The following is a 22,045-nucleotide window of genomic DNA, read 5'->3' as shown; positions in this document are numbered from 1 at the left end:
CATATTGACGAGGTTTTTGTCAAAATAAATGGTAAAAGATACTACCTCTGGCGTGCCATTGATCATGAAGGCACGGTATTGGAAAGCTATGTTTCAAAGCGTCGAGATCGACGCGCTGCATTGAAAGTACTAAAGAACTTGCTTTCCAAGTACGGTTCCCCCGCTGAAATAGTTACGGATAAACTTGGCTCCTACAACGCTGCTTTACGTGATCTGGGTATGCGCCATCGGCACGAGACAGGGCAATATCAGAATAATCAGGTCGAGAATTCACATCTTCATTTTAGGCGACGAGAACGGGCAATGGGGCGCTTCCGATCTATGGCAAGTTTGCAAAAGTTCTCGTCTATTCATGCCGCCGTTTTCAACCAATTTAACCATCAACGCCATTTCTTGAGCCGACCAAATTTTAAACAATTACGCGATCAGTCGTTAAACGACTGGCGTATTTTGTGCTCGGCATGATTATTGTTTGTGTGGCCTTTCACATCAGCTTAAAGTTCCTCTGACAAGACCGTCGGAATGTTTATTGATGTGCCGTCTGCACATTTACTTATTGCATTCGCACCGGGTGGTTTGGAAACTATGGCGGCGATGGGCATAATGATGGATGCCAATCCCGCTTTTATTGCAGCCCACCATGTATTACGAATAATGTTCCTGACAGCGCTCATTCCAGTGGCACTGCGTTTTATAAAAGACTGACTTGTAAACAGTGAGTTTGCGGTTTGAGTCCGTGTGGACGCAGCTCTCAAACGCATAGCTCTCTGGACTTTAAGTCCAGAGGAAATGATCTGTATTTTATCATCGGAAGTGTATCTGTATAGTATCTTACTGACAACGGGTTTCTCTGTTGGCACTATCTGCAGCTTCTTAGTCCGTTCAGCTTTATATCTAATCATTTACTGCATAGCGGTATTGATGAGACGAAAATACTCTATTACTGGGCCAATCAGTCCAATAGGTATTGATAGGGAATATTGCGGAGTATTAGGAAGCAGACAGTGTATCATCAGATTATAAAAAGAAGCGAAAATTGAGCCAACATTTTATTTAAGTATTGCCTCAATAATTTGGGGTCGTGTCAAACAATCAAAGATCAATTCGTATATAGTCATCAGAGGTGATATCCCCAGATGAAGTAAAAAATTAAGGCTCGCGAAAGTTATGCTACCTTCAATAGAAAAAATCTTGCAAACGCTCATATTCGCATTCTTTTTTTTGACGTCCCCTTTGCACGCTGAAGAGCTACGTATTCTGACTTCTTTTCCTCCCGCATTGACAAATGTTTATGCGGCGTTTTTTGAAAAAGACAAAGATAATGTATCACTCCAAGTTTTGAATAAAAATACAATTGCGGCAATTGATGAAGTGATGCGTGGCAATGAACGCAAGTTTGATATTTTCTGGTCTTCATCGCCTGAAGCATTTGAAATTCTTAGGCGCAATAACGCATTTGCCGATAAAGATATTTGCGGTTCTTCGGTTGCAAATTCGGTTGAACCTTTTGCATTGTCCTCTGTTGGGTGGGCGAGGCGGCAAGATTCGGATGTTTTCATGCCAGCAAACTGGAATGATTTGCTCAAGCCGTATTACCGCGGAAAAATTGCAATGGCACGGCCTGCTCGTTCTGGCTCAACGCATTTGATTGTCGAAAATTTACTACTCAATCGGGGCTGGGACGATGGTTGGGCATATCTACTCGAAATGTCAGCAAATCTATCAACATTGACAGCACGTAGTTTTGGGGTGCCGGACGGACTTTTAAACAAGCGGTTTGATATTGGCCTGACTATTGATTTCTTATCTCAGGCACATGGAGAAAACTTGCAGTTTCGCTATGGTAATCCTTTAATGCTGGTGCCTGCTCAAATTGGTATTTTGCAAACAGGGGAAAACACGCAAAATGCGTGTGCTTTTCTACAGCAAGTACTTTCCAAGCAGGGACAGCGTGCATTGTTGTTTAAACAAATATCCCGCATCCCCTATGACGAATCCATACGTGAAGAATTTTCGGCCACATTACCAACGAATATAAACAATGCATTGAAGTTGACTTGGTTAGAATATGACGCCGGCGTTACATCAGACCGGTATTGGGCTGTTAATGTTCTTTTTGATCTTATGATCACGGAAACCCTTAATGAGCGCCGCGGGCTATGGCGGCGATATCATACCTTAAAAGAGACGATCTCCAGTGTTGAACTGAATATGGTCAAGCAATTGCTGACAGAAGTTGTTGTTACAGAAGATGGAGCATCAGTAGCATCTGGAATGACAAAAATGGGCCTACGTAGTACGGCTTTAGCAAGTCTGGGTGCAGATGAGCGTGATATTGTGCAAGAATGGCGCAGCAGGGTTGCTGCGCAATTGCAAGAGGCTGATCGTGCACTGTTAATCATCGAAAAGAGGACCGCCCAGTGAAGCGTATTTGGGACCGAATTGTCCCCAAAATATGGACGCGACTCTTTCTGCTAATCCTAATGGCAATATTGCTTACTTGGGCTGTCTTGGGTATTGCATTTTACTGGTTGGGTGCAACTCAAAGCGTTGTGAACAGTCTTAGTGCTGAACAAGTGCCGCGGTTGATGCAGACCTCTCTTTTATCCTCTAAAACAGCTAATCTTGCTCTTTTGAGTAACCGCATTTTATACACACAAGATGCTGATCCAACAGAGTTGGAAAACGCGCTACAGGTTTCGATTGCTGACTTAAAAACGGTCTTAAACGACACGCAAATTAGTGAAATAACACGCCAACAATCCGAAGAACTCCAGGGCCAGCTTTCAGCCGTAATTCGCAAGCTTGGTGCTGCACGCCAGATTGAAGAGCGTATTCGTAAAAAGGTAGATAGGTTACGTTGGATCAATGTTGATATACAAGATGAAACAGCGGCAGTTGTTGCTGATTTTTCCTATAATATTGAAGTGCTCACTCGAAAATTACAAAACGCCTCCGCGTTTAATCAACGAAAACAACTGGCTGAAGCATTGCTTTTGGAGCAAAAGGCCCACACGGCCTTTGTTGAGCTAGGCAATGATGTATCTATATCCGCGACATTAGGAATACAAAGTTCTGCGAGCTTGCAACCAGAGCAATTGGAACAATTTTCTGACTTGTTGTCCGATGCGTTAAACCGAACCAATAATCGGCTACTCGAACTTCCCGCAAAAGCGGAGTATGTGACGTTAAAACAATCAGCAGAATCTTTAAATGAACTTACGGTTGGTGCTGATGGTTTGGTGGCTGATCGCAAAAAATGGCAAGCTCTGCGTAATCAACTTAGTGCGCATCTGAACGCTAGTTTTGATTTGTTGTCTGACATGCAAATACAATCACGTGTCTTATCTGAAAACCATCGTGATGATCTCAATGCGATGACAAACGCATTTGTCGATGATGCACTCTTTACAATGCGCTCCTTAGTGTTTCTCACCGTATTTGCTGCGCTTGCAGGTTTTGCGATTTTGTTTCTTTATATTCGGCCATCGATTATCTTACCCATGCAAAGACTGACCACAGCAATGGGGCAAATTGCCAGTGGCAAGCCGGCTAACCTGCAGTGGCACTCATATCGCGGTGATGAAATTTCCCAGCTAGCACAAGCGGTCGGGGCGTTTCGCGATTCAGTTATTGAGCGCGATAATGCGATTGAAAAACTACGACAAACTCAATCTGAGCTTGTTCAAGTGGGTAAAATGGCAGCGTTGGGAACATTGTCAGCGGGGATTAGCCATGAACTTAGTCAACCGCTGGGTGCTATTCGGCAAAGATTGCATCTTGCCCATAAAGCCGTTGCAAGTGGCGAAATTGATAAGGCTAACCATCAGGTCAATAAGATTGAGAATATGGTCGTTCGTATGGAGAAAATTATCGACCATTTGAGACGCTTTGCACGTCGCTCAGAATATCGTCGTGAAGAGGTGGATTTAATTCCAGTTGCAAAAAATGCCTTTGACCTTTTTGCCCCCAAAATGTCTGAGCATGAAATAAGCTTCGCATTTGATCCGCTTCTTGAGGGCGCTGTCATTATTGGTGATCTTGTTCTGTTAGAACAAGTCTTAGTCAATCTAATTTCAAATGCTGTTGATGCGATCATAGAAACTGGTGAGGGGGGAGAAATCCTATTACGCAGTGAAGATGCGCCAGAGGGAATGCTCGCTTTTAGTTGTGTGGATACTGGTGCAGGATTGGGGGACCTTAAACCAGATCAGGTCATTGAGCCTTTTGTTACATCCAAGCCACCAGGAGAAGGCATGGGCCTTGGTCTTTCGATATCATTTAATATTTTGAGTGGTATGGGTGGCAGTCTACGTTTGGCTCGCCGCCGCGGTGTTGGAACACGCGCCACTATTGTTATGCCGGGAAGGTTATCATGAGTGATATCGCAAAAGTCTACTTAGTAGATGACGATTTGGATTTTCGTGAGGCGACCAAAGAGTTGCTTGATGATGAAAATATACCAACGCAGATTTTTGATCGCGGTAAAGCAATGCTTTCAACACTAGACCCTGAATGGGATGGTGTTGTGCTGTGCGATGTAAAAATGCCCACTATGGATGGTTTTGAAGTTCTGAGTGCTGCACAAGAAATAGCGCCCGAAGTGCCATTCATTATGATGACAGGTCATGGTGATATTCCAATGGCGATCAATGCTGTGAAAGCTGGTGCGTATAGCTTTTTAGAAAAACCTGTTCAGCCAGCATATTTGTTAAGCCAGATAAATCAGGCGCTTAATCACCGTAAATTGATGCTTGAAAACTATCGGCTGCGACGCCGTGTATTGCGGTTTAGCGATATGGGTATTTATTTCATGGGCACCTCAAAAGCCATCAAGCTTTGCCGTAAAAAAATGCTGGATGTTGCACCGCTGCCTGTGCCAGTTATGTTATATGGCGAAGCGGGAACAGGTAAAGCGCTTGCCGCTCGTACAATACATGAGTTCTCTGAGGTTTCAGGCGAGTTTTACGACATCGATTGTGGTACTCTTTCCGAAGAAGAACTCAGTAGAATTTTGGTGCTGCCAGAGCATAAAGAAAGCACAATATTCTTGCGTGCCTTGCACCAGATGCCTTTAAATTTACAAAACATATTGGTTGGCTTCCTACGCCAGAGTAAAGGGCCTCGGATTATTGCTTCGGTGAAGGGCGATCCGGCAGCCTTGCTTGCCGAAGGTGGTTTGGGCGAAGAGCTATATTATCTATTTAATGTTGCTACGATTGAACTGCCGCCGCTTAAAGAGCGCGGTAAAGATATCTCATTGCTGCTGGACTCGTTCATGCAAGACGCAGCTAAGAAATTTAACAAACGTAGAAAGATGATTTCTCCAGAGCAATTACAGGCGTTTCATAAATATGATTGGCCGGGCAATGTGCGCGAATTACGCAGTGCTGCAGAGCGAACAATTATTGGTTTGGCTGTTGATCTAAAAGCCCGTCTTGGAGGCAAGACGCAGGGACAAAACATCTCTTACGAACAAGCCATGTATGATTTTGAAAAATCGCTTTTGGAGCAAACATTGACTGAGTCCGGTGGCCATAAAGGAGAAGCTGCTAAGTTACTTTCTATCCCGCGAAAGCGTCTGTATTTACGTTTGAAATCAGTTGGGTTGCTCGAATAGGTCAAAACTGACCCGAAACATGTGTCAAAACTGACGCAAAAAATACAAAAACATAATGTTTACAATGTGATGATTGTTGTTTCAAAAACTGCAGCATAGCCTTCCCTTACGCAATAAAAGCGTAAACATCCTGGGAGGGTACTATGAAAAAGACACTGCTTTCGTCTGTTTTTACAGGCGCGTTTTTACTATCAGCCGCTGCTGCGTTTGCTGAGGGTAAAGTTACCGTAATCACATCATTTCCTGATTCTATGACTGGTCCGATTGAAGCTGCGTTTGAGGCGGCTAACCCGTCTTATGATCTTGAAATACTCAATAAGAAAACATCTGCTGGTGTTAAATATATTCAGGAAATTGCAAGCGACAACACAGCTGATATATTTTGGGCTTCCGCGCCCGATGCTTTCGAAGTTTTGAAGAGCGAAGGCTTGCTTGACAATGTCACTATAGCCTCAGAAGGAATTCCAGAAAAAATTGGTGCGTATCCACTCAATGATCCAGATGGTTATTATTTCGGTTTTGCAGGTGCTGGCTACGGCATTATGTGGAACGAGCGTTATCTAAAAGCCAATGGTTTGGAGCCTGCTAAAGAGTGGGACGATTTAGCAAAAGCAGAATACCATAATCATGTTGGCATGTCGGCCCCATCACGTTCAGGCACAACACACTTAACAGTTGAAACACTTCTTCAAGGTGAAGGCTGGGATGCTGGTTGGGCAAAGTGGAAACGTATTGCTGGCAATTTTAGTACTGTAACAGAACGTAGTTTTGGCGTTCCTGATGGCGTTAATACAGGAAATTTCGGACTTGGAATTGTCATCGACTTCTTCGGGTTCTCATCCAGAGCATCAGGGTTTCCTGTTGATTTTGCTTACCCGACTGTGACCGCTTTGGTTCCTGCGAATGTCGGTGTTATCAAAGACGCTCCAAATAATCCAGGCGCGGTTGCATTTATCGAGTATCTGTTAACGCCTGAAGGGCAATCAGTTCTGCTTGACCCTGCTATTATGCGCTTGCCGATTAACCCTGCTAGCTATGCAAATGCACCAGAAGGTTTCCCAAATCCATTTGAAGATTCTACAATCGGTGCAAGTGTAAAATTTGACGTTGAAAAGTCAGGTGCTCGCTACAATCTGGTGAACTCAATGTTCGATGTGATGATTACTTATCGCTTGGATGATTTACGTGCAGCAGTTGGAGCACTTCATGAGGCGGAAGCCAAACATGCTTCAGGCGACAATAAAGAGGCACAGGCTTTAATAGCTGAAGCTTGGGCTTTGATTGATGCCAACCCAATCGATGAAGCAAAAAGCTTAGATGAAGATTTTGCTGGTGTGTTTACGAAAAAACGCAGCAAGGCCACTGATGAAGTTGGTGAGCGTCAAGCCGAAGTTGAGCAGACTTGGGATGCCATGGTTGTTGAAAACTATGCGCGTGCCAAAGAGTTAGCTGAACAAGCTACATCTATGTAATCTTACCTCTTGCCAAATTGGCACGGTGGCGGTCGCGATCTTTTTAAGCGCGGCCGCCCTTAACGAAAGTCTCCTTCATGTCATCATCAAATATGCTGCCTACGCCAGCGGGGCCAGGCTTGTCCGATCGGCTGCCTAAATGGCTCATGCCTCAATTATCAGGCCTACATTTAGCGGCGCTTTTTATTGCTCTTTTGCTTATTGGCTTGCTGCTATTACCCGTTGCACAAGTCATGATTGTTGCTTTTCAAGATCCAGCAACAGGGGCTGCAACGCTTCAAAACTTTGTTGATTTTTTCAAAACTTCTCTTTTTAGAGAGAGTTTCTGGAATTCTTTTTATGTGTCGGCGATGTCGGTCGTCGTGGCCACTTTTATAGCGTTGCCGCTCGCTTATATCACGACGCGATTCCACTTTTCAGGCTCGATTATAATTCAGAGTCTAGGTTTTATACCGCTTATTATGCCGCCCTTTGTTGGCGCCGTTGCAATGCAATTGATTTTTGGCCGTAACGGTTCTGTGAATTTATTGCTACGCGATTATCTTGGTTTCGATATACCTTTTATGGAAGGTTTGAACGGCGTTATTCTTGTTCAATCCATTCACTATTTTCCGTTCATATTGATCAATTTATCTGCGTCATTGCGTAATATTGATCGTTCAATGGAAGAAGCGGCACAAAACCTTGGTTCGCATGGTCTTCGGTTGTTTAGGCGTATTGTATTTCCACTTGCTATGCCCGGATATATCGCTGGTGCGGCTTTAGTGTTCATCAAAGTGTTTGATGATTTGGGAACGCCGCTTTTGCTAAACGTCAATAATATGCTGGCACCGCAAGCGTTTCTGCGCATATCATCGATCGGTATCAGTGATCCGATGGGATATGTTATTTCCGTTGTGCTCGTTGCTTTTTCTATCTTTTCTTTGTGGGCATCATTCCTGTTCATGCGCGGAAAAGATTATGCGACCGTTCAAAAAGGTGGTGGCGGAACAGCGAAAAGAGAACTTCGTTTTGCTGAAAAGGTCCTTGCCTATGGTGCTGTTACATTCATCTTGCTGATGGTTTTGTCACCACATATTGGTTTGCTGCTACTTTCATTTGGTACGATTTGGTCTTTTGCACCATTACCTGATGGTTATACTTTGCAGAACTATGTGACGATGTGGGAAACCTCGAAAGAGTTCATTCTTAATACCATCCTATATGCGGGTATTGCGGCAACCTTGGATGTCATTATCGGTACTGCGATTGCTTATATTGTGCTGCGAACAAATATTTTCGGACGAAAAGGTCTGGACTATTTGGCAACTGCTGCGCTGGCCGTGCCGGGTGTTGTGTTGGGTATTGGTTACTTGCGTTTGTTCCATTCGGTTGATGTGCCATTTACTGGTGAGCCAATGGCGAGCTGGTGGGTCATTATTGCGCTGGCTCTTATGATCCGCCGACTACCTTATGCACTTCGTGCTTGTACAGCTGCTTTACAACAAGTCAGTCTCACGCTTGAAGAAGCCGCTGAAAGTCTGGGTGCCTCTAAGCGTCGGACCATTCAAAAGATTGTCATTCCTTTGATGACTGGTGGCATATTGGCAGGTTTTGTAACCAGCTTTGCAACAGCAGCGGTCGAGCTTTCAGCAACCATTATGTTGGTGAGTTCCAATAGTGATGCACCACTGGCTTACGGCATCTATCTGTTCATGCAAACGCCATCTGGCCGCGGAGCAGGCGCCGCCTTGGGTATTGTTGCTGTGCTTGTCGTTGCTGCTGGCACGTTGGCCTCTCAAATCATCATTGAGCGCGATAAAAAACTTAAATCAACCGTCGACTCCCACTGAGAACGGTAAGGAAACATTATGAAAAATATTGGCATTAAAATTGAAGATGTACGCCTATCTTTTGGTTCAACTGAAGTTTTGAAAGGCGTCAATCTGGAAATCAAACCAGGAGAGTTCTTTGCTTTTCTCGGGCCATCAGGTTCGGGAAAATCAACACTGCTTCGTGCAATCGCGGGCTTTGGTCCGGACCCTCAGGGGCGAATTTTAATCGGTGATCGCGATGTCGTTGGTACACCGCCGTGGAAGCGAAATGTCGGGATGGTATTTCAGTCTTACGCTTTGTGGCCACATATGAGTGTACGTGACAATGTTGGCTTTGGCTTAAAAGAGCGCAAGCTTTCAGCAGGGATCATTAAACCCAAAGTTGATGCTGCTTTAGAGTTGGTTGGTCTATCTCATTTGGCTGATCGGATGCCTAATCAACTTTCAGGTGGTCAACAGCAACGTATTGCATTGGCAAGAACCATTGTTGTTGAACCTGAGGTTTTGTTGCTCGATGAGCCTTTGTCCAATCTTGATGCAAGCTTGAGAGTGCAGATGCGACGCGAGCTCTTGCGCTTGCAGCGTCAGTTAGGGTTGACAACAATCTTCGTTACGCATGACCAAGAAGAAGCAAACACAACGTCGGATAGAATGGCTGTACTTGATGGCGGCGTTATTCAGCAAATTGGTACGCCGCAAGAACTTTATGACAAACCTGCCAATTTGTTTGTGGCTAAGTTTTTGGGGACAGCGAACATTCTTGAAGGGAAAATTGAAGGTGCTGGTAGCAACGCACATTTCCGTACAAAAACGGGCGATGTTTTGAACTTGCCACAATCTGCAGGTTCAGGAACCAATATTGTTTTGCGCCCGCAAAATATATCAATCACACGTAATAATATTGAAAACTCATTGCCGGGTAATGTTTTGCACCGTGAATTTTTGGGTGGGCAAATGCGTTATCTGGTGGAAGCCGGCGGCACTGAAATCGTCGTCGATCAAGCACATACTGCAAGTCAGGAAGTTTATGAAATGGGAACGCCTGTGCATTTGGTTGCCAATACATCAACGGCTGTGATTATCTGACGACAAAATATAAAGCAGAGAAATGTTCGATCGGGCAACGTTCTCTGCTTTTGGCCCCCTTATGCAATAGTGGCTACCTTTAAAATCGACCGTCATTTTAGGTATTCTACTTGTAGTCATTTGGCGAAGCTTATGGCAAAATTCCCCGCAATAGGAAACAGTCGGGAAACTTTGCGAAAGAACCGTTTTAGAAACCGTAAAATTTAATGTTACTGTAAATGGATAACGTTAGTAGCTCTGAATGATTTTCATCCAGCGCAACCGCTGCCAAAACGTCAGTTATAACTATTAGTGTAGCTAGAAAACTTATGCCTTACCCACGAATTATTATCATGCGCCATGGCGAAACCGAATGGAATCTTGCCGGCCGAACGCAAGGTCATCTTAACTCGCCCCTTACTGAAAAAGGTCGAGCACAAGCGGAGAAATTGGGCAAAATCCTCAACCGCGAGTTGGGCACCACTGATGGATATGCCCAAATGGTCAGCCCTCTTGGCCGTACTATGGAGACTGCCGACTACATAAAGAAACACTTTCCCCTAGATCCAACGCCTTCTGACCTGCTCAAGGAGATCGATCTCGGCAAACTGAGCGGCCTGGATCGTTCAGAAATAAAGTTGGCATTTCCCGATCATATGGCGGGAAAACCAGATTATGACTGGTACTTCGGTGCACCAGATGGCGAGACCATGAACGACATGCGCGAGCGCGCAACCACATGGCTTGAAAGCTTAGGGGCCCCAACCATCGCCGTGTCACACGGCCAAATCGGTAAGGTGATCCGCGGTATTTATCTCGGTCTTATAGATGAGCAGATATTGCGTCTTAAAGAGCCGCAAGGCGTTATACACGTACTCGACAATGGTGTTGAAACCATTTGGACATAGAAAAAGATTACCATTAACGGATGGCAGAATGTTGAGTGCTACGAGACAGGTCTTGGTAAAGGAATTTTTAAACGGGTGTGAAAGACAACAGATGTTCGTCATCAAGGATTTATGGACAGATTGCAGCTTAACTTAAGCGAGGGTTTGGCTCATCTGTCGTTTGATATTATGCGGCCTGCCTGCGGTATTGCAAGCGCCGTTCATTGATAGTGTTTTGTTTGATCCTTTCGCGTTCGAGTAAAATGTTTTCACCACGCCCGAAGTAGACATCAGCTGACGTTAGATTTTGTAAGCTCTCGTGATATCGGTGGTGATTGTAATGATCGATGAACTTGTCAATTTGCTGTTTCAGGACACCAGGCAAGAAGTAATTTTCCAGCAGGATGCGATTCTACAATGTTTGGTGCCAACGTTCAATTTTTCCTTGTGTCTGCGGGTGATATGGCGCCCCGCGAACATGATCCATACCCTTTTCATCAAGCCATTCTGCCAGTTCAGCTGCGATGTAGCTGGCGCCATTATCGGATAATAATCGTGGCCGGTGATAGACATTGACTTGATCACAGCCAGAGGCCTGTAGTGCCAGCTCCAATGTGTCGGTTACATCGCTGGCCTGCATTGTGGTGCACAGTTTCCAAGCGATGACATACCTGCTGTAATCGTCGAGTATTGTGCTCAAGTAAAACCAACCCCAGCCAATGACCTTCAGGTATGTGAAGTCAGTCTGCCACATCTCGTTAGGCGCTGTTGTTTTGTCCTTGAACTCGTTGTCAGCCTTGATGACAATGAATGCAGGACTGGTAATCAGATCGTGCGCCTTGAGCAGCCTGTAAACGCTAGCTTCTGAGACGAAGTAGCGTTCGGTGTCCGTAAATCTAACAGCAAGCTCTCGCGGTGATAACGTTGTTTCTTCCAGAGCCAGTTTGACGATCTTTTTGCGCACATCATCCGGTATCCGGTTCCAGACACGAGCTGGCATCGGGGCTTTATCTTCCAATGCTTCAATGCCACCTTGGGTATATTTATCATACCAGAGGTAAAATGTTGACCGTGGAATCCCCAAGCGATCCAGTGTTTTCTTGGTTGGAATATGCGACTGCTCGACCAGCCTGATGATCTCTAGTTTCTCTTCTGCTGGATACCTCATTTTTCGTCGCCCCCAAGCCCGCTCATGCTTTTTTTAAGCAAGCGCAATTCCAATGCCTGCTCAGCCACAACCTCTTTCAGGTCACGTGTTTCGCGACGCAAGTCTTTAACTTCACCGGTATTGGCTTCACGCATCGTATCGCCCGCGAGGCGTTTTTTACCAGCCTCTAAGAACTCTTTCGACCAGCTGTAATACTGGCTCTGAGCAATGCCTTCCAGACGACAAAGTTCAGCTATGCTATCTTCGCCCTTAAGCCCAGAAAGCACGATCCGTATTTTATCTTCGGACGTGTATTTGCGTCGTGTCTGACGACGAATGTCTTTGAGGGTTCTGTCTGCGGCTTCTTGATGCCGTTCGGTTTTCTGTCTCATCATTTACTCCATGACGGTAATGATGAGCCGAAAACTCTCCCTTAGGCAACTAAACCAATTAGTCCATTAGGCGTTGATGGCGAACACTCTGCCTAATAATCCTCTGAGTGAACTCGTTAAGACAGGCGTTATAGTGTTTGCAGGACATAGCGAGGCCACCTGTGATGTAATGCAGCGAGCTGAGAAAACTGGATTGAGGGGTACTACTCATTTTTACAACGCAATGTCTCAATTGACGGTTAGAGAGCCGGGAGTTGTCGGCTCGACATTGTCATCCGATAGTTTGTATGCAGGCATTATTGCCGATGGGTATCATGTTAATTGGATGAATATTAAGATTGCGTCGAAACAAATGCCGAGTCGTTTGTGCCTTGTAACAAACGCTATGTTGGCACTTGCAGGATTGACGAAAGAATTTACTTTGCACGATGAAACAATTCGGTTTTGCGATGGCCGATTATCAAATGAAGAAGATCGATTGGGGGGAGCACATGTCGCAATGGATCAAAGCGTGCGGAATATAGTGAGAAACACAGGTGAGCCGCTTTCACAAGCATTAAAAATGGCGTCACGAAACCCTAACGAAGCTATAGGGTATGGTCATGAACTTGGCCAAGTTGCGCGTGGTTTTCGAGCATCGTTGTCGTTTCTGACTGATGATTTATATACTTCCGGCGTAGTCGTTGATGGTGAATTTTTTGATTTAAAAAACTAACAGTGTATTTTGCGGTTATCCTCAGTATACTTCGTTTGTTGTAGCTTTTCTCTGAGGTGTCTCATAACAAAACAAACTTTGCTGAGTTTGGCTATGCACTAGTTTTTATTCTCTACGTATGCAATTTTAATAGAATCCGTTCCGCCGGGTGCCCCGAATACTGAACCGGATGTTACTACAATTGGACGCTTCGATTTAATCATGTTGAAGTCAAAAAGTGATGGTGAAATATCGCCATTTCTACTACGCTCGAATTCGCTCGCATCATTGCTGACTTTGGTTATTACGCCCCAAACCAATGCAAGCATGCGCGCTACACTTGGCTCTTGACAGACTGCAAGGATGGGTACGCTGGGGCGTCCCTTTGCGACACGCAAGGCGGTTGCCCCAGTTTCACTAAATGTAACAATACACGAAGCATCACGCATTTGCGCTATATATGCTGCCGCACTTGCAATGGACATTGAATTATCGTCAGTATCCAATGAGGGTGTGAGCCAATTTGATTTAGAGAGATGTTTTGTTGTTGAACGGGAAATGTCAGCCATTGCTGTAACGGCCTCTATGGGAAAACTTCCAGTCGCGGTTTCTGCAGACAACATAACAGCGTCAGCCCCTTGAGCCACTGCATTCGCTACGTCTGATACCTCTGCACGTGTAGGAACCGCTGCCTGAATCATGCTTTCCAACATTTGGGTAGCAACAACAACAGGTTTTCCAGCAGCACGAGACGCCTGAACGAGCTTATTCTGGATTGCTGGAATATCATGCCAAGCACATTCAACGCCAAGGTCTCCGCGTGCAACCATAATCGCATCGCTTTGATCAATGATAGCATCTATATCTTTCAACGCCAACGGCTTTTCAATTTTTGATATAATCTTAGCTTTCTGTCCAATCAACTCGCGCGCGCTCATGACATCGTTAGAATCTTGAACGAATGACAACGCGATCCAATCGGCTCCAAGAGTGATGGCAAATTCTAAGTCTGTCAGATCTTTATCAGTTAATGCAGGCAGTTTTAAATCTGTATCTGGGAAATTTATCCCTTTAGAGTCGCTTATAATCGTATCGTGAAGAACACGTGCTGAGATTTTGTTGGAAGAGACAGAAACTGTCTCCATACGTGTCCGCCCATCATCAATCAAAAGAATATCACCAACCAAAACGCTTTCGAACACTTCGCGATGCGGCAACCAAACTTGATCTTCAGTGCCAACTGACTTATCCAGAACGAAAGTAAACAGCTGGTTTCGCCGAAGGGAAACTTCGCCGTTTTCAAACGCACCAATTCGAATTTTCGGTCCTTGAAGATCCGCGAGAATAGCAAGATGCACGCCAAGTTCTTTTTCAACTTGGCGCACAAGAGCGAAACGGCTCTTGTGATCGACATGCTTTCCGTGGGAAAAATTCAACCTGAAAACAGTCGCTCCCGCATATACGAGATTTTTGATCGTTTCCAAATCGGATGTAGCTGGTCCGAGTGTTGCGACTATCTTGGTCTTGATCGGGCGGGTGATATTGTTCATCAGGTTTGCCTTTATTTGAGGTCGTTTATGTTAAATTTTAATTCAACAATTGCCGCGGCAACCACATCGCAATTTCAGGAAATGTTAATACCAGTGCCAAGCCAGTGAGCTGCAGCAAAACGAACGGAATTATGCCGCGATATATATCTTGTATTTTGACTTCTGCGGGGGCCGTGGCCTTAAGATAAAACAACGCAAAACCAAATGGCGGTGTTAAAAAGGAAGTCTGTAGATTGATCGCCATAAGAATGGCAAACCAATAGACTGTATCTTCAGGGCGAACGTGGGCGCCAAAATCAAGTTGGGCAATAATAGGTGCGAAAACCGGTAATATGATCAGGGTAATTTCGATCCAGTCGAAAAAGAAACCCAGTAAAAAGGTCAGTATCATAATCGCAAGCAAGATTCCCCATGAACCCAACCCCCAACTGTCGAATACATGTATCACAACCTCTTCACCCCCTATTTGCCGGAAGGTAAAGGCGAATACAGTTGCACCGACAAAAATGCCAAAAATCATTGCGTTTGTGAGCGCTGAACTGACAATCACGCTCCAAAATATACGAAAATATTGTAAGACGAGAGCAATAAACGTCTGCCGCTTCTCATCTTTCGAATAATCAGCAAATGTTGCCGGAAGAAAGTTCATTTCTCTTACGCCGCAGACTGGTAAAATTACCATATTGATAAAACCCAACATGATCGCACCAAATGCGCCCACAGCGGCTGCTTCTGTCGGCGTAGCCAATCCACCGAGAATTGAACCAAGAACGATAGTGATTAGAATTACTGGAGGGATGAAAGAACGTGCCGCCATCACTAATTTGCCGGAAGTTGTAGACGGGCCGAAGTCATCGGGCAAAATGGGCGCATCTTGCGGGCGTAACCAGCATCTAGTCACGACATAAATCATGTAAAATGCTGCCAACATGAATCCGGGGATCACGGCGGCAACGAACAGGTTTCCAACTGATCGTGAGAGTAGGTCGGCCATGATAACTAACATAATTGAGGGGGGGATTAATATTCCCAGTGTGCCAGATGCCGCAATAGAGCCTGCTGCCAACCCTTTATCATAGCCACCTTTGAGTAAAACTGGCATGGCAAGTAATGTCATCATCACCACGGATGCACCGATGATACCAGTAGTCGCGGCGAGTATCGTCCCCATGACAACGACCGAGAGGGAAAGGCCACCTGGAACACGGCGCAAAAGAACCTGAAGACAATTCAGCAAATCTCGCGCGATGCCCGACTTTTCTAGCATAGTCCCCATTAATACAAACATAGGGATCGCGGTAAGAATCAGGTTTTGCGAAATGCCGAATTCGCGCGATGGGATCGCGTAAAATTGTGCCCAATCAAATAGCCATGGATCATATATCATCGCTCCAAATGCGAACAGAATACCGACGCCGCCAAGCACAAAAGCGACGGGAAACCCGGTAAATAAGCCCACTGCAAGGCCAACAAACATCAAAAGCGGTAAAATTTGTTCAAACGACATCAGTGACCTCCCCCAATTGCATTACTTACCGCAGTGGGATCATCGTCATGATTACCTAGAAGACCGTCGACACATTTAAGGAAATGAGAAATGCCTGCAAGTGTCAGCATAGCGAACATCACCACTAATGTTGACTTAAGTAACCAAAGGTTTGTCAGACCAATTGTCGATGCTGAGACCTCGCCAGACGCAAATGACCGAACAGCATATTGCCAGCTATATACCCCTGAAATCGTGGCGAAGGGCATTAAGAAAATTAAAATACACACCATCTCAATGACGTATTTGGCACGCCTACCAAATAAATCACGAACAAGATCGATACGTACGTGAGTTTGCTTGGTGTAAGCCCAAGCCATAACAAAAGCGAACAAGGTGGCATGCGCCCAATATTGGCTTTCCTGCAATTGTGTAGAATTCAAACCAAACACTTTGGGGACGCCAAAATATCGAGTCAGCACATCGTAAACAGTAACGATCACAAGAACGATAATGGCTGTACACCCGATCATAGCAACGATGCGCACTATTTGATCCAATATTCGCGTTATATGCGAAAGAGACATCGAAATTCTCCAAGGTATAATTGTGTAAGAATCTACGTCTGTCACCCGTAAATGGTGACAGACGTGATATAGAACCGCGGATTGATTATTTATTCACCAATGTCGGCCGGCAAATAGGCATTGGATTTCCAGACATCGTAGCTTTCTTTAAACGTCTGATATTCGCCCCAAGCTTGATCGAAGATTGGCGATTGAGCACGTAATTCTTCCGCTACCTCCAACCAAGATGACTGGAATACAGCCAATTGCTCCGGCGTCCAGTTGCGAATATTGACGCCATGTTCATCGCGAAGACGCGTTAAAGCTTGTCCGTTGATCGCTTCACCTTCTGCCAACATACTGGTATATGTTGCCATACAGGCCGTTTCCAATGTTAAACGCTGACTGTCGGTCATGCCATTCCAAGTCTCTAAATTGATCAGCAATGCTTGCAGAGTCGATTGTTGATGCCAACCTGGAAAATAATTGTATTTGGCCAATTGATAAAATCCTGCGGCTTCATCGACAGCAGGCATAGAGTATTCCGTCGCGTCAATAGTGCCACGCTCAAGTGCGGGGTAAATCTCACCGCCTGGCAAAAGCTGGGTATCAACACCTAACTTTTGCATGACTTGCGCGCCAAGACCATAAAAGCGCATTCGCAGGCCTACCATGTCTTCAATAGATTTGATCTCTTCTCGGAACCAACCAGATGTTTCAGGTGGAGAAACGCCACAAACCAATGAATGTACACCAAGGGGCGCGTAGAGGTTTTTGTTTACGAAATCCTGTCCGCCACCGTAAAACATCCATGCGGAATATGCACTCGCGTCAGGGCCAAAAGGAATTGCTGAGAACAGCGCAAAAGCTACATCCTTACCAGCCCAGTAGCCTGATTGCGTCCAAGCTGCTTCAGCTGCACCAGCACTGACAGCATCGAGAACCTCTAATGCTGGAACGAGAGCCCCAGGCTCATAAAAGCGCACTTCCACGTCGCCACCGGAAATTTTGCTAACAGTTTCGGCAAATTTAACACCAGCTTCCCCAAGCAATGGCTGGGATGATGGAAAAGAAGACACCATCTTCAAGCGAACTGGCTCTGCTTTTGTTAATGCTGTGGTGGCAATCAATGCGACTGTAGCCGCAGCCGTGATAAATATCATTTTGGTCATTTTATCCTCCCATGTACCAATACACTTTTGGTATGTTAAAAATACCAAATTGTAAACAGGAACTTTTATATACTCTTGAATGGCTGTTTTTTATCCCCTATTGAAAGCAATCGCTCATTTCTGATCGATATGTCTTTGTGTGCTGAAGAAGGTGTAAAATTATGAGCTTTCCAACCCTTGCCATTCCGCATGCCGCGGATGTCACAGAAAATCAGCTCGAACTTTTGATATTTTCAGGAGCGTTGCGTCCTGTAGATGCGCTTCCGTCTGAACGAAATCTTGCTGTGGCGATGGGGATCTCAAGAACAACCCTACGTGAAGCGTTGTCCCGTCTTCAGGGTAAAGGACTGGTGCAACGAGAAGGAAACACCACTCGGATTACCGAAATCGTTGATGTAATGTTGTCACAATCAAAGATCGATCTCACAACACTTCAACCCGCTGCAATTCTTGACATGATGATTTATCTGATGAGCGCTTTGGCAGAAAGTGCGGTTTCCAGACAAACAAAAATTGATCAAGCAGCTATTCGAGAAGCCGCGCTTGTGGCTCAAAGCGCGCTATCGGAAGCTTCAAAAAACAAGTTCGTGGATTCAGTTCATCATCTATTTTTGCTGACAGCAGAAGCTGCGCACAACTTTCTTGGCGTTCAGACCCTTCATGTGCTGCTGAAGACATTCCGAAAAGCGCATCTCGATGCAGTTGAAGTAATACGCAAGGACCCAGCTGCCATGACAATGGCTCAAGCGGCCATTGAACAACTGATAAACAACGCGCCACACGGGGCATCGCGTCTACTTACCGTCTTATCGCTTCCAGCATCAGATCAGGTTTTAACGCTAAAAATATCAAGAGAAGCTGCTAAAGGAAGCCAATTAGAGGCTGCCGCTGTCATTGCGGCGGAGATTGAGAGTGGCAGCTATCCAGTCGGTAGTTATCTGCCTGATATATCTGAACTGGCCTTAAGGTATGGTTTGGCTGAAAACGCAGTGCGCTTGGCGTTGCAGATTCTGTTAGCGCGCGGGCTCATCAACATTGAAAAGTTTGGACAGGCACGAATACTGTCTGACCGCGCAGCCAAGCCATTTGCATCTCTTGCAGCAGCTATTACGCGCCAACCTATTGCAATTGCTGCAGTATTTGAATTTCGGGTCATCTTGGAGTGTTGGTCGGCGCGTTTAGCGGCCGCTCATGTGACCGAAAGTCAAAAAATGAAACTGCTAAATATGTTAAATGATATGGATCCTGCAGTTGATAATGATCCTGTTGCTTATAGCTTAGCAGATATTCGTCTGCACCACCAAATTGCTGCTGCTGCTGGCAATGCCCCACTTGAAGCATTGTTGATGGCTCTGTCACAGTTGATTGGGAGTGTTACGCAATATTGGTTATCCGAGCATATCGAATTTCGTGGCACTAATAAGCTTATCCACGATCAACATATCGCAATAGTAAACGCCATTACAGCAGGTGATACCAATCGCGCACAGGCGGCAATGGATGCGCATCTAAGTTACGTTACAACAACACTTCGCGATGTCGACGATCGACGTGCCAGATCCGCCGTTGCACAGATCAGGTCGCGTTTGCGTAACAGTTAAACAGCTTTAACTGCGACGATAATATCCATAACATTGGTGCCCGTTGGCCCCGTGATTACTAGCGCTCCTGCCTCAGATAATGCATCAAAAGACGCTGCCCTTTCAATCGCTTCTAGCGGGTTTGTTATGCGATTATATGTTGTCCCATCAATGATTCCTCCTGCAGCTTCGGTAGGACCATCGGTGCCGTCCGTACCGGCAACGCAAATTTCAATGCCGTGCTGGCTGCGTAATAGAAGGGCTAAATGTAAAGCCAGCGCTTGATTCCGCCCCCCTAGTCCGGGACTTTCAGGCAGGTTAATCGTCGGCTCGCCGCCCCACACATAAATCCCCGGCGGGCCGTTTATAATGGTTTCAGCCAGATGGCGCGCTAATTCGGGGACAGGTCCAGACAATGTTTCCTCATTGCAACATACAGCATAACCGAGTTCCTGCGCATATTCCACAATTGCAAGACGTGCATCTTCATTACACGCAACGATGGCGGGAGGGCTTGCTTGATAGCGTGCAGGCATCATGGCTAGGCCCGAACCGATCGTTTCGATTATGTTGCCTGGCACATCTGAAATCAGAAGTGAACGGGCTGCATGCCCGCGGAAGTTACTTAATAACCCTCCATTTTTAAGTGATGAACAAGAGGCTCTAAAATTATTTATCTCAGAAATTTCAGTGTCGCTGGTGATCATCTCCGTGACCCTGCCCACGAAGGAATTCCAATCATGGTTCGGTTTCAAATGTTCAACAAGTGATGACGCTCCACCAGAAACAAGAACTAACAAATCGTCGTGGGGCTTTAAATTGTTCACAAACTCTGACAGCTGCATGCCAGCGATACGAGATGTCGAGTCAGGTATTGGGTGGCTTGCTTCAAGCAAATTTGTACCTACGGGCCAATTATAGTCTCCATACAGATGATTAAATTTGGTAATAATCATAAGCTTTGAAAGAGTAGGATAAACATCGAGAGCACCTTGTGCCATCGCGCATGCCGCCTTGCCTACTGAGATAACGGCACTCGGATTAAACTCTAACCCGCTACTTAACTTCAAGCAATCGTGTACGGAGTGACGTCCGTGAACGCGAGCAACCCCGTGCTGCCAAAGCTTCAGACTTAATTTGTGAGACATCTAGCCTATCCATGGTATTTTTTTTATACCATAAACATATATGTGTACTCTTTGCAATTGCAAACAAGTTGTCAAAATATTTAAAATGACTTAAAAGGGCTCGTTACTCGAACAGCCTTTTTTATATGCTCTCAGTTTTGAAGAGTTGGGGTTGCCTATGGGTATTAAACTGACGCTTGTCGACCATGTACTCAACTTAGTTACACTTTCAGGGTTGCCGAGGGAGGGTTGAAGGCATTGAAGCCTTTGATTGGCCGCCTTAGTTGCTTGATGAACTCACCTGGGTCTTACTCTATAATATTATGGAGATATTGACCTTGCAAAATGTCCCTCAGCCAATACCAATCGCTCAATATACGCAAATATTTTATGTTCTGTAGCCACAAGATTTGCCCCATTTTTATCAATCAAACCCCTGTTAGTGGAGCTGTAATTGCCACCCATCGGTTCGAAGTGACGTGGCCTACATCAACACGGTGAGCTGAGACCCGTTTCCCCTCCAATTTATTGGAGACTCCGTCGGTTTTTTTTAGACCTTAAGCGGCCTGTTTTTGCAATGTCACTTTCGTCGCGTATTCTTGAGGCGTGAGATTGCCCAGTGATGAGTGTGGTCTGTTCCGGTTGTAATCCTCCTTCCATTCGGTGATGTGATGACGGGCATGGCTGAGCGATGAAGACAATGTCTCATTGAGACACTCGTCGCGGAAGCTGCCATTGAAGCTTTCGACCAAGCCGTTCTGCATTGGCTTGCCAGGCTGGATGTAATGCCATTCGACATTTGTTTCCTGAGACCATTTGAGGATAGCCATACTGGTGAACTCCGTGCCGTTGTCGCTGACAATGGTATTTGGTCTGCCACGTTGCCTGATTAAAACGTCGAGCTCTCTGGTGACGCGAATTCCGGACAATGAATTATCGGCCACAAGCGACAGACATTCGCGACTATAGTCATCAACGACAGCCAGCACACGGAACCGCCGACCGTCGGTGAACGCATCCGACACGAAGTCTAGGCTCCAGCGCTCGTTGGTCCGGCTTGGCAGCAGCATGGGCCTTCTTGTCCCCAGAGCACGCTTGCGTCCGCCGCGTTTGCGGACCTGCAGCTTCTCTTCGCGGTAAAGCCTGCGCAGCTTCTTCTGGTTCAAAAAATGCCCCTGACGCTGCAGCATCACGTGAATGCGCCGATAGCCAAACCGGCGCCGTTCAGCTGCCACCTTCTTCGTGGCCTCTCTGAGAAGAGCATCATCCGGCCGGACGCTCCTGTAACGAACACTCGACCGATCGATCCCCAGCACATCACACGCCCGTCGTTCGCTCACCCCGTGCTCTGCACAAAGGTGAGCAACTGCATCCCGCTTGGTGCTGTCAGGGTAACTTGCCGCTATTTGAAAACCGCGATAATTTTCTAACATGACAACGAAAAATATTTTTAAGTATTTTAAAACTTCGCCT

At 45.7% G+C, this 22,045-nt stretch carries 17 protein-coding genes and 1 pseudogene; 11 read left to right on the top strand and 7 right to left on the bottom strand.

Features of this window, described 5'->3' with window-relative positions:
- From N530_RS18775 to N530_RS0100055, 9 genes are all read left to right on the top strand, one after another.
- On the top strand, nucleotides 1–465 hold a 465-nt coding region (locus tag N530_RS18775), incomplete at its 5' end, for an IS6 family transposase (protein WP_026479024.1).
- Between the two features lie 57 nt (nucleotides 466–522).
- Complete coding sequence (locus N530_RS0100090) at nucleotides 523–705, top strand: AbrB family transcriptional regulator (protein WP_026479023.1); 183 nt, start codon at nucleotides 523–525, stop codon at nucleotides 703–705.
- 462 nt (nucleotides 706–1,167) lie between these two features.
- A complete protein-coding gene (locus N530_RS17110) occupies nucleotides 1,168–2,424 on the top strand; it encodes an ABC transporter substrate-binding protein (protein WP_051540669.1) in 1,257 nt (418 codons plus the stop codon).
- Nucleotides 2,425–2,483: 59 nt separating this feature from the next.
- The gene (locus tag N530_RS0100080; RefSeq protein ID WP_026479022.1) at nucleotides 2,484–4,379 is read left to right on the top strand and encodes an ATP-binding protein; all 1,896 of its coding nucleotides are present in this window, start codon (nucleotides 2,484–2,486) and stop codon (nucleotides 4,377–4,379) included.
- Entirely contained in the window at nucleotides 4,376–5,620 is a 1,245-nt protein-coding gene (locus tag N530_RS17105) for a sigma-54 dependent transcriptional regulator (RefSeq protein WP_035265950.1), read from the top strand. The genes N530_RS0100080 and N530_RS17105 overlap by 4 nt, the downstream gene beginning before the upstream one ends.
- Nucleotides 5,621–5,763: 143 nt before the next feature.
- Nucleotides 5,764–7,092 carry an ABC transporter substrate-binding protein gene (locus N530_RS0100070; RefSeq protein WP_026479021.1) on the top strand — a complete coding sequence of 443 codons (1,329 nt, stop codon included), beginning with the start codon at nucleotides 5,764–5,766 and terminating at the stop codon, nucleotides 7,090–7,092.
- Nucleotides 7,093–7,238: 146 nt separating this feature from the next.
- Nucleotides 7,239–8,924 (top strand): iron ABC transporter permease, encoded by a 1,686-nt coding sequence (locus tag N530_RS0100065; protein WP_035265958.1) that lies wholly within the window; start codon nucleotides 7,239–7,241, stop codon nucleotides 8,922–8,924.
- Nucleotides 8,925–8,942: 18 nt separating this feature from the next.
- Nucleotides 8,943–9,992, top strand: coding sequence for an ABC transporter ATP-binding protein (locus tag N530_RS0100060; RefSeq protein WP_026479019.1), 1,050 nt, complete (start codon nucleotides 8,943–8,945; stop codon nucleotides 9,990–9,992).
- 308 nt (nucleotides 9,993–10,300) lie between these two features.
- Nucleotides 10,301–10,879, top strand: a complete 579-nt coding sequence (locus N530_RS0100055) for a histidine phosphatase family protein (RefSeq protein WP_026479018.1) — start codon at nucleotides 10,301–10,303, stop codon at nucleotides 10,877–10,879.
- 166 nt (nucleotides 10,880–11,045) lie between these two features.
- Here N530_RS0100055 and N530_RS17100 read toward each other — a convergent pair.
- Nucleotides 11,046–12,397 (bottom strand): annotated as a pseudogene (locus N530_RS17100) (IS3 family transposase).
- A 76-nt stretch (nucleotides 12,398–12,473) separates the two neighbouring features.
- Here N530_RS17100 and N530_RS17095 point away from each other — a divergent pair.
- Nucleotides 12,474–13,112, top strand: coding sequence for an amidohydrolase family protein (locus N530_RS17095; RefSeq protein WP_155851883.1), 639 nt, complete (start codon nucleotides 12,474–12,476; stop codon nucleotides 13,110–13,112).
- 98 nt (nucleotides 13,113–13,210) lie between these two features.
- On the opposite strand, the gene pyk is transcribed toward N530_RS17095, so the two are convergent.
- The 4 genes from pyk to N530_RS0100020 form a co-directional block, all read right to left on the bottom strand.
- The gene (gene pyk, locus N530_RS0100035) at nucleotides 13,211–14,641 is read right to left on the bottom strand and encodes a pyruvate kinase (protein ID WP_035265948.1); all 1,431 of its coding nucleotides are present in this window, start codon (nucleotides 14,639–14,641) and stop codon (nucleotides 13,211–13,213) included.
- 37 nt (nucleotides 14,642–14,678) lie between these two features.
- Nucleotides 14,679–16,148 (bottom strand): TRAP transporter large permease subunit, encoded by a 1,470-nt coding sequence (locus N530_RS0100030; RefSeq protein ID WP_026479015.1) that lies wholly within the window; start codon nucleotides 16,146–16,148, stop codon nucleotides 14,679–14,681.
- Entirely contained in the window at nucleotides 16,148–16,714 is a 567-nt protein-coding gene (locus tag N530_RS17090; protein ID WP_051540667.1) for a TRAP transporter small permease subunit, read from the bottom strand. Before N530_RS17090 ends, N530_RS0100030 begins: the two co-directional genes overlap by 1 nt.
- A gap of 89 nt (nucleotides 16,715–16,803) precedes the next feature.
- A complete protein-coding gene (locus N530_RS0100020) occupies nucleotides 16,804–17,865 on the bottom strand; it encodes a TRAP transporter substrate-binding protein (RefSeq protein ID WP_026479014.1) in 1,062 nt (353 codons plus the stop codon).
- A 161-nt stretch (nucleotides 17,866–18,026) separates the two neighbouring features.
- Between N530_RS0100020 and N530_RS0100015 the strand changes: the two genes are divergently transcribed.
- Complete coding sequence (locus tag N530_RS0100015) at nucleotides 18,027–19,466, top strand: FadR/GntR family transcriptional regulator (RefSeq protein WP_026479013.1); 1,440 nt, start codon at nucleotides 18,027–18,029, stop codon at nucleotides 19,464–19,466.
- On the opposite strand, the gene N530_RS0100010 is transcribed toward N530_RS0100015, so the two are convergent.
- On the bottom strand, nucleotides 19,463–20,593 hold the full coding sequence (locus N530_RS0100010) for a DUF4147 domain-containing protein (RefSeq protein WP_026479012.1): 1,131 nt from the start codon (nucleotides 20,591–20,593) through the stop codon (nucleotides 19,463–19,465). The two genes, N530_RS0100015 and N530_RS0100010, sit on opposite strands and share 4 nt — an antisense overlap.
- Nucleotides 20,594–21,129: 536 nt before the next feature.
- A partial coding sequence (locus tag N530_RS0100005) for an IS3 family transposase (RefSeq protein ID WP_081773849.1) occupies nucleotides 21,130–22,045 on the bottom strand: 916 nt, incomplete at its 5' end.

This window comes from Ahrensia sp. 13_GOM-1096m (assembly GCF_000620605.1).
Taxonomy (GTDB): domain Bacteria; phylum Pseudomonadota; class Alphaproteobacteria; order Rhizobiales; family Rhizobiaceae; genus Ahrensia; species Ahrensia kielensis.
Note: the sequence above shows the minus strand (reverse complement) of the source record. Positions and strands in the feature narration are given on the sequence as shown.

What these genes read in the sequence shown, in the direction of transcription:
- N530_RS0100090 (WP_026479023.1), top strand. Translation starts at nt 523, where the DNA reads ATGTTTATTGATGTGCCGTCTGCACATTTACTTATTGCATTCGCACCG.
- N530_RS17110 (WP_051540669.1), top strand. Translation starts at nt 1,168, where the DNA reads ATGCTACCTTCAATAGAAAAAATCTTGCAAACGCTCATATTCGCATTC.
- N530_RS0100080 (WP_026479022.1), top strand. Translation starts at nt 2,484, where the DNA reads ATGGCAATATTGCTTACTTGGGCTGTCTTGGGTATTGCATTTTACTGG.
- N530_RS17105 (WP_035265950.1), top strand. Translation starts at nt 4,376, where the DNA reads ATGAGTGATATCGCAAAAGTCTACTTAGTAGATGACGATTTGGATTTT.
- N530_RS0100070 (WP_026479021.1), top strand. Translation starts at nt 5,764, where the DNA reads ATGAAAAAGACACTGCTTTCGTCTGTTTTTACAGGCGCGTTTTTACTA.
- N530_RS0100065 (WP_035265958.1), top strand. Translation starts at nt 7,239, where the DNA reads ATGCCTCAATTATCAGGCCTACATTTAGCGGCGCTTTTTATTGCTCTT.
- N530_RS0100060 (WP_026479019.1), top strand. Translation starts at nt 8,943, where the DNA reads ATGAAAAATATTGGCATTAAAATTGAAGATGTACGCCTATCTTTTGGT.
- N530_RS0100055 (WP_026479018.1), top strand. Translation starts at nt 10,301, where the DNA reads ATGCCTTACCCACGAATTATTATCATGCGCCATGGCGAAACCGAATGG.
- N530_RS17095 (WP_155851883.1), top strand. Translation starts at nt 12,474, where the DNA reads ATGGCGAACACTCTGCCTAATAATCCTCTGAGTGAACTCGTTAAGACA.
- pyk (WP_035265948.1), bottom strand. Translation starts at nt 14,641, where the DNA reads ATGAACAATATCACCCGCCCGATCAAGACCAAGATAGTCGCAACACTC.
- N530_RS0100030 (WP_026479015.1), bottom strand. Translation starts at nt 16,148, where the DNA reads ATGTCGTTTGAACAAATTTTACCGCTTTTGATGTTTGTTGGCCTTGCA.
- N530_RS17090 (WP_051540667.1), bottom strand. Translation starts at nt 16,714, where the DNA reads ATGTCTCTTTCGCATATAACGCGAATATTGGATCAAATAGTGCGCATC.
- N530_RS0100020 (WP_026479014.1), bottom strand. Translation starts at nt 17,865, where the DNA reads ATGACCAAAATGATATTTATCACGGCTGCGGCTACAGTCGCATTGATT.
- N530_RS0100015 (WP_026479013.1), top strand. Translation starts at nt 18,027, where the DNA reads ATGAGCTTTCCAACCCTTGCCATTCCGCATGCCGCGGATGTCACAGAA.
- N530_RS0100010 (WP_026479012.1), bottom strand. Translation starts at nt 20,593, where the DNA reads ATGTCTCACAAATTAAGTCTGAAGCTTTGGCAGCACGGGGTTGCTCGC.